Source organism: Streptomyces sp. NPDC059142 (assembly GCF_042755665.1).
Classification (GTDB): domain Bacteria; phylum Actinomycetota; class Actinomycetes; order Streptomycetales; family Streptomycetaceae; genus Streptomyces.
In genome coordinates this window covers 1-7,963 of sequence record NZ_JBHZDA010000165.1, presented here as the reverse complement: position 1 = coordinate 7,963, position 7,963 = coordinate 1, and the positions used below count along the sequence as shown (strand labels likewise).

Below are 7,963 nucleotides of genomic sequence, written 5' to 3'. Positions count from 1 at the left end.
CCGGCCGACCCGTGCGGTCCGGTCAGCGCGCGTCGGACCGGGGCTTCTTCGGCGGCAGCGGGAAGAAACCACTCGTACGGGCGGTGTACTCGGCGAAGCCCGGACGCTCCGCCATATGACGCTCCAGCAGGCGCTTCCCGCTCCCCTTGATGAGCAGCAGGCTCATCACCACGGGACCGGCCACCGTCGCCGCGGCGACCACCGGGTCGTCGCAGACGATCAGGAAGAGCCCCCACCAGACGCAGAAGTCCCCGAAGTAGTTGGGGTGCCGGGTCCAGCTCCACAGCCCGCGGTCCATTATGCGGCCCCGGTGCGCGGGATCGGCCTTGAACCGGGCGAGCTGCCGGTCCCCCACCGCCTCGAAGACCAGCCCGACCAGCCAGAGCGCACAGCCCGCGTACGCCACCGGCCCGAGCGGGCCCGCCACGTACGGCGCGGCCAGCACCGGCAGCGCGACCAGCACGACCAGGGCGCCCTGGAGCAGGTAGACCATGCGCAGGGCGTACAGGTTCCGGTTGCCCGGCGCGCGGGCGAGCATCGCCTCGTACCGCGCGTCCTCGCCGTGGCCCCAGCCGCGCGCGGCGATATGGGCGGCCAGGCGCAGCCCCCACACCGCGGTCAGGACGGTGACCAGCAGCCGCCGTGTCCCGTCGCCGCCGTCACCGGCCGACACGGCGTACGAGACGAGCGCGACGGCCGTGAAGGCGAGGCCCCAGGCGATGTCCACGATCCGGTGCATCCCCTTGACGAGGGCGCACGCGAACGTGACGAGCATGACGGCGAGGGCCGTCGCGGCGGCGGCGCCGACCCCCTCCCCGAACGCGGCCCACGGGTAGCCGTTCACCGCTCCGTACCGCCCTGGTACCACTCACGGAGCGCGCCGGCCCGGCCGCCCGCGGGCATTCCGCTCTCCCCCGTGGCCGTCGGCCGTACGGCGAGGATCTGGTCGACGCCCATCCGGCGCTCCTCGAAGGCGAGCGCGGAACCGGCCAGGTAGAGCCGCCAGACCCGGGCTGTCTGGAGCCCGACCAGCGCGGCGAACTCGTCCCAGCGCTCCTCCAGCGTGCGGTGCCAGGCCCGGATCGTCCGGACGTAGTGCTCGCGCATCGCCTCCACGGCCCGTACCTCCAGACCCGCCCCCTCCAGCAGCGACACGGTGTCCCCCAGCGGGCGCATGTGCATGTCGGGGGCGATGTACGACTCGATGAAGGCACCGCCTCCGGGGGCCGTGGCGGCGCGCGACATCTGCTGGACCAGGACCCGGCCGCCGGGCCTGACCATCCGGTGCAGCAGCGCGGTGAAGGCGGGGTACTCGGCGTCGCCGACGTGCTCGCCCATCTCGACGGTGGACACGGCGTCGTGACCGCCGCCCTCGATGTCGCGGTAGTCGCACAGCCGTACCTCGACCAGCTCCTCCAGCCCCCGGGCCTTGACCTGGTCCCGGACGTACGCGGCCTGTTCCGCGGCGAGCGTGACGGCGGTGACCCGGGCCTTGAACTCCTCGGCCGCGTACAGGGTGAGCGATCCCCAGCCGCAGCCGATGTCCAGCAGCCGCGCGCCGGGGGTCAGCGCGAGCTTGCGGCAGATCAGCTCCAGCTTGTCGCGCTGGGCGTCGACGGCGCCGTAACCGGGTCCTTCCCCGGTCCAGTAGCCGCAGGAGTACGCCATCGTCTCGTCGAGCAGCAGCGCGTAGAAGTCGTTGGAGAGGTCGTAGTGGTGGCTGATCGCCGCCCGGTCCCTGGCCTTGCTGTGCACGGAACCGGTGAGCCTGGCCTGTGCGGCGGGCGCGGGCGGGCGCACCCCGACGGCGCCGAGGCTCAGCGCGGTACGGGCCGCCCTGACGCGCTCCGCGGCGGTGAGCCGGGAGGGACGCGGACCCCGGTCGCGCACGGCGCTCCCGAGGGTGCGCAGCCCGTCGGCGAGATCCCCCTCGATGTCCAGCTCGCCGGTGATGTACGCCTGGGCGAGGCCCAGTTCGTCGGGCTGCCAGAGCAGCCGGCGCAGGGCACGGCGGTTGCGGATCACCACGACGGGCGCGCCCTCGGGCCCGGCGACGGAGCCGTCCCAGGCGCGCAGCCGCAGCGGCAGCCGGCCGCCGAGGAGCTGTCCGGCGAGGGCGTGGAGGCGCGGGGCGGCGCCGTTGGCCGGCGCGGGCACCGGGAGGGGGGCCTTCCGGGTGGAGGTCATCGGGAGGTCTCCTTGGTCAGCAGCATCTGCTGCACATCGAGGTAGCCGGAGCGGAAGCCCGCTTCCGAGTAGGCGAGGTAGAAGGTCCACAGCCGGCGGAAGACGGCGTCGAAGCCGAGCGCGTCGACCTGTTCGGTCTGTTCGGTGAAGCGTTCGCGCCACAGCCGCAGCGTCTCCGCGTAGTGCGGTCCGAAGGTGTCCCGGTCGGTCACGCGCAGCGCGGTGCGGTCGGCGGTGATCTGTTCGATCGCCTCGACGGAGGGGCAGAAGCCGCCGGGGAAGATGTACTTCTGGATCCAGGTGTAGGTGTCGCGGCTGGCGAGCATCCGGTCGTGCGGCATGGTGATCGCCTGGAGGGCGATCCGGCCGCCGGGAGCGAGGAGCCGGTCCAGGGTCATGAAGTACTCGGGCCAGAACTCGGCGCCGACGGCCTCGATCATCTCGACGCTGACGACGGCGTCGAAGACGCCCTCCACGAGGCGGTAGTCGCACAGTTCGACGGAGACGCGGTCCTCCTGACCGGCCTCGCGGATCCGTTCGCGGGCCAGCGCGCACTGTTCCGCGGAGAGGGTGACGGTACGGACGCGGGCGCCGCGGGCCGCGGCGCGCAGCGCCAGTTCGCCCCAGCCGGTGCCGATCTCCAGCAGTGAGGTGCCGGGGCCGACCCCGGCCTCGTCCAGCAGCCGGTCGATCTTGCGGTGCTGGGCGGCGACGAGCAGCGAGCGGTCGGCGGGGAAGCCGCGGAAGAGCGCCGAGGAGTACGAGAGCGTGTCGTCGAGGAAGAGCGCGAAGAGGTCGTTGGAGAGGTCGTAGTGGCGGCTGATGTTGTCGCGCGAGCCCTCGGGCGTGTTGCGCTGCGCGGTGGGCTGCCGGGGCGCCCAGAGCCCGCGGAGCCGCTGGAGCGGCCGGGGGACGAGTTCGGCGAGGCGTTCGGCCATGACGGTCAGTACGCCGACCAGGTCGGGGGCGTCCCATTCGCCGGCCATGTAGGACTCGCCGAAGCCGATCAGACCGCCCGCGCCGATCCGGCGGTGGAAGGCGCGGGCGTCGTGGATCTCCATCAGCGGGCCGCCGAGGCCGATCGTCTCGCCTCCGTCGAACCGTACGCGCAGCGGGAGCCGGCCGAAGGCGTGCCGGACGAGCCGTTCCGCCACGGCCGTACGGAGCCACGAGGCGCGCGGCAGGGCCGCCACATCGGGCCAGCGCCGCGGGTCGGGGGCGGGGGCCGGGGCGGCCTGGGCGGCCGGGCGGGGGGAGCCGGGAGCGCCCGGGGACGGGACGGAAGCCGGGGAGACGGAGACGCTCACTGAAGACCCTCCTGGGGCTGGTGACGGGGACGGGGCTGGACGGGCAGCCCGCGCAGGTAGAGGCGGATGCCGTGGAAGCGGATGCCGGCGGAGACGACGGCGGTGGACCAGGGGTGGCGCAGAGCGGCGCGCACCAGGTTCCCGGCGGTGGCGGGGCGGCGTTCGCCCCGTACGGTCGCGGTGAACGGGCTGCCCTCGGGGCGTTCCAGACGGATGGTCAGGCGCAGCCGCTCGTCCGGTTCGGGCAGGCGCATGGTGTAGCCGCCGTCGACCGGGAAGAACGGCGAGACGTAGAACTCCTTGTCCACGGTGGCCGTCCCGGTGGTGTCGGGGCGCAGCAGGTAGCAGTGGCGTTCGCCGTAGGTGTTGTGGACCTCGGCGACGACGCACAGCGGGGTGCCGTCGGCGCGGTGGCACCAGAAGAGGCTGAGCGGGTTGAAGACATGTCCGAGGACCCGGGCGTGGGCGAGCATCGTCACCCGGCCGTCGGCCAGGTCGATGCCCTCGGCGGCGAGGAACGCCGTCAGCCCGGCGCGGATGGTGGGCCGGGTCCCGCCGAAGTGGTCGCGCGGGTCGAAGCGGGCGAGGGGGCGCAGCGGCCGGGGCAGCCGCGGCGGCCGGTCGGGGTCGATCAGCCACATGTAGGTGCGCAGGCCCAGGGTGTAGCGGCGCGGCGCGGTCCTGACGTGGCGGACGTCGCAGGGGTAGAGCGCGGGCACGACGGTGGTGGGCGCGGTGGCGCGGGCGCCGTCGTCGGGGTGGCCGCCGGTCACCATGTCACCCCCAGGGCCTCGGCCGCCGCCACGCCGGAGCGGCAGCCGTCCTCGTGGAACCCCCAGCCGTGGTAGGCGCCGGCGTACGCGGTGACCGGGCCGCTGAGCGAGGGCAGTTCGCGCTGGGCGGCCACCGACTCGGGGGTGTAGACCGGGTGTTCGTAGACCATGCGGGCGAGGACCCGGTCCTGGTCGACGCGGTCCGCGCCGTTCAGGGTGACCACATAGGTCTCGGGGGCGTCGAGTCGCTGGAGCCGGTTCATGTCGTAGCTGACCCGTACGGCGTCGGAGCCCGCGTCGCAGGCGGGCATCAGGTAGTTCCAGCAGGCGCGGGCGCCCGCGCTGCGCGGCAGCACCCCGGTGTCGGTGTGCAACTGGGTGGCGTTACGGGAGTACGGGAACGCCCCGAGCACCCGGCGCTCGTCGTCGGTGGCGTCGGCGAGCAGCCGCAGCGCCTGGTCCGGGTGGACGGCGATGACCACCGCGTCGTACCGCCGGGTGGTGCCGTCCCCGGTGGTCAGCTCGACGCCGTCGGCGTGGCGGCGTACGGACCGTACGGGGGTGGCGGTGCGGACGGCGTCGAGCCGTTCGCCGACGCGGTCGACATAGGCGCGCGAACCGCCGGTGACCGTCCGCCAGACCGGCGACCCCGAGATCGTCAGCAGCCCGTGGTGGGCGAGGAAACGGAAGAGGTAGCTGGCGGGGTAGCGCAGCGCGGTCCTGGCGTCGCAGGACCAGACGCAGGAGACCAGCGGGGTCAGGAAGTGGGAGAGGAAGTACGGCGAGAAGCGGCCCGCCGCGATGAACTCACCGAGCGTCCGCCCGTCTCCCGCGCCCTGTCCGTGTCCCCCGCCCTGTCCGTCTCCCCCGTTCCTCGCGCCTCCCCCGTCCTCCTCGGCGAGCAGCCGGCGGGCCGCCCGGTGGAAGCGGGGCACCTCGGTGAGCAGCCGCAGATAGCGCGGGCTGAGCGCGTTGCGCGGCTGGGCGAAGAGACCGGCGGCGCCGCGCGCCCCCGCGTACTCCAGTCCGCAGCCGTCGCACCGGACGGACATGCTCATGCTGGATTCCTGCGTCGGCACGTCCAGCTCTCCGAAGAGCCGCAGCAGAAGCGGATAGGTCCGCGCGTTGTGGACGATGAAGCCGGAGTCGACGTGGTGCGTCCGGCCGTCGGCCGAGCGGATGTCATGGGTGTGCGCGTGGCCGCCGAGCCGGTCGTCCGCCTCGTACAGCGTCACCTCGTGCGCGTCCCGCAGGACGTACGCGGCGGTCAGCCCCGCCACTCCGCCGCCCACCACGGCGGTACGCCGACGTTCCCCACTCATGCTGCTCCTCACCCTGGTGCGTCGATCGCCCTCGTCCGGCGATCCGGGCCTCGCGCACAGGTGCGGCGCGCGGCCTTCCTCACCTGGCATTCGGGGCGGCGCGGGCCGGGGATTGGTGCGTGGCGCGATCTTTCGCGGAGGACGCCCTGTTCCGGGTCCTGCGCCCCGGCCCTGCCGTCATCGGCGGTACTTCTTTTCATTCCTTCGGGTGTCCGACCAATCCGCCTTGCGTCCGGCCTCGAATGGCCGGTGTGAGCGAAGATCGGAAAGTGCCGGAACGAGGGGCCCGTCCACAGGACGGTCCGACAGCGCGCCTGCTGCACCGCGGACTCGGCGCGCTCGGCGGGCTGATCGCGGGCTTCTCCGCGCTGGCCGTGGCGGAGCTGGCCGCGGCGGCGGTCCGGCCCGAGGCGAGTCCTGTGACGGCGGTGGGCGGCGCGTTCATCGACCGCACTCCCCCGTGGCTCAAGGACTTCGCCGTACGGAACTTCGGGACCAACGACAAGCTGGTGCTCCAGCTCGGCATCGTGATCGTCCTGGCGCTCTTCGCGATGGCGGTCGGTGTGTTCGCGCTGCACCACCGGCGGGCGCGGACCTGAGGATCCGTGGGCTCAGCTCGTTCACCACGCCCAACAAGGACTTCTACCGGGTGGACACCGCGCTGGTGGTGCCGCGGGTCGACGCCTCCGACTGGCGGCTGAAGATCCACGGCAAGGGGGTGGCGCGCCCCCTCACCCTGAGCTTCGACGACCTGCTCCGGCGCCCGCTGATCGAACGGGACATCACGCTGACCTGCGTCTCCAACGAGGTGGGCGGCCCGTACGTGGGCAATGCGCGGTGGATCGGCGTACGCCTGTCCGACCTGCTGCGCGAGGCGGGTGTACGGCCGCCCTCGAAGGGCGGTCCCGCCGACCAGCTCGTGTCCCGCTCGGTGGACGGCATGACCATCGGCTCCCCGGTCGAGACGGTCATGGACGGCCGGGACGCGCTGCTCGCCCTCGGGATGAACGGCGAACCGCTGCCGTTCGACCACGGGTTCCCGGTCCGGATGGTGGTGCCCGGACTGTACGGCTACGTATCGGCCTGCAAGTGGCTCCAGGACCTGGAGCTGACCACGTTCGCCGACTACGACGCGTACTGGGTGAAGCGGAGCTGGTCGCGGCAGGCGCCGATCAAGACCGAGTCGCGGATCGACACCCCGCGCCCGTTCGCCAGTCCGAAGCCGGGCACCGTCCCGGTCGCCGGGGTCGCCTGGGCCCAGCACCGGGGCATCGCCCGGGTGGAGGTCAGGGTCGACGGCGGGACCTGGCACACGGCGCGGCTGGCGGCCCAGGACACCCGGGACACCTGGCGCCAGTGGGTCTGGGAGTGGCCCGCCACCACCGGCAACCACACCCTTGAGGTCCGCGCCACCGACCAGGACGGCTACACCCAGACCGATCGACGCGTCGGCACCGTCCCCAACGGGGCGACCGGCTGGCACTCGGTGGTCGTCGCGGTCACCTGACCCGCCTCGGCGCCGCCCCGGGGACCACTCCCTCCGGTCCCGTCCCATCCCAGAATCTCCCTCGACCCTTTTCAGTCCATTTCCACCTCATTCCGACCCTGCCCTACCCCCCGTGTGCCCGCATTCCGGCGAGCACCGTCCTTCCCAAGGAGATCCACCATGTTCACCACCCGTTTCCAGCGCGCCGCCCTCGCCGTCGTCGGTGCCGCCGTACTGCCGCTCGCCCTCACCGCCTGCTCCGGCGACAGCGGCAAGGACAAGGACACCGACTCCTCGGCGTCCTCCGCCGCCACCGACACGGCCGAGACCCCGGCGGACAACGCGGCGGGCACCGGCGACAAGCCCTTCGGCACGGCGTGTGCCTCGGTGCCGAAGTCCGGCGCGGGCTCCTTCGACGGCATGTCGAAGGACCCGGTGGCCACCGCCGCCTCGAACAACCCCGACCTCTCCACCCTGGTCACCGCGGTGAAGGAGGCCGGTCTGGTCGACACCCTGAACAACGCCAAGGACATCACCGTCTTCGCGCCGACCAACGAGGCGTTCGCCAAGATCCCCAAGGCCGACCTGGACAAGGTCCTCGCCGACAAGGCCATGCTGACCAAGATCCTCACGTACCACGTCGTGGGCGAGAAGCTGGACCCGAAGGCGCTGGAGAGCGGCACCTTCCCGACCCTGGAGAAGTCCACGCTGACCACGGCCGGTTCGGGTGAGTCCTACACCGTGAACGACACGTCGAAGGTCGTCTGCGGCAACGTGCCGACCGCGAACGCCACGGTCTACATCGTCGACACGGTCCTGATGCCGAAGATGTGATCCGGTCCCGCCGGACGGCGGGCACGGCGCGGGCCCGCACCCCCGGAAGGGGTG

The 7,963-nt window shown here is 72.8% G+C and carries 6 protein-coding genes and 1 pseudogene; 2 read left to right on the top strand and 5 right to left on the bottom strand.

Annotated features, from left to right (window positions below):
- Positions 1 to 22: 22 nt before the first annotated feature.
- Genes ACFXPK_RS31835 through ACFXPK_RS31815 form a run of 5 tightly spaced genes read right to left on the bottom strand, consistent with a single transcriptional unit; the run spans position 23 to position 5,589 of the window.
- A complete protein-coding gene (locus ACFXPK_RS31835) occupies positions 23 to 844 on the bottom strand; it encodes a DUF1295 domain-containing protein (protein WP_385080635.1) in 822 nt (273 codons plus the stop codon).
- The gene (locus ACFXPK_RS31830; protein WP_385080633.1) at positions 841 to 2,187 is read right to left on the bottom strand and encodes a class I SAM-dependent methyltransferase; all 1,347 of its coding nucleotides are present in this window, start codon (positions 2,185 to 2,187) and stop codon (positions 841 to 843) included. Before ACFXPK_RS31830 ends, ACFXPK_RS31835 begins: the two co-directional genes overlap by 4 nt.
- Entirely contained in the window at positions 2,184 to 3,494 is a 1,311-nt protein-coding gene (locus ACFXPK_RS31825; RefSeq protein ID WP_385006082.1) for a class I SAM-dependent methyltransferase, read from the bottom strand. Before ACFXPK_RS31825 ends, ACFXPK_RS31830 begins: the two co-directional genes overlap by 4 nt.
- Positions 3,491 to 4,213, bottom strand: a complete 723-nt coding sequence (locus ACFXPK_RS31820; RefSeq protein ID WP_385006088.1) for a DUF1365 domain-containing protein — start codon at positions 4,211 to 4,213, stop codon at positions 3,491 to 3,493. The genes ACFXPK_RS31825 and ACFXPK_RS31820 overlap by 4 nt, the downstream gene beginning before the upstream one ends.
- Before the next feature lie 50 nt (positions 4,214 to 4,263).
- Positions 4,264 to 5,589: an NAD(P)/FAD-dependent oxidoreductase gene (locus ACFXPK_RS31815; RefSeq protein ID WP_385080630.1), complete on the bottom strand. Its 1,326-nt coding sequence runs from the start codon at positions 5,587 to 5,589 to the stop codon at positions 4,264 to 4,266.
- A gap of 317 nt (positions 5,590 to 5,906) precedes the next feature.
- Here ACFXPK_RS31815 and ACFXPK_RS31810 point away from each other — a divergent pair.
- Positions 5,907 to 7,096, top strand: a pseudogene (locus ACFXPK_RS31810) (sulfite oxidase).
- A 159-nt stretch (positions 7,097 to 7,255) separates the two neighbouring features.
- Complete coding sequence (locus ACFXPK_RS31805; protein WP_385080628.1) at positions 7,256 to 7,909, top strand: fasciclin domain-containing protein; 654 nt, start codon at positions 7,256 to 7,258, stop codon at positions 7,907 to 7,909.
- Positions 7,910 to 7,963: the final 54 nt, after the last annotated feature.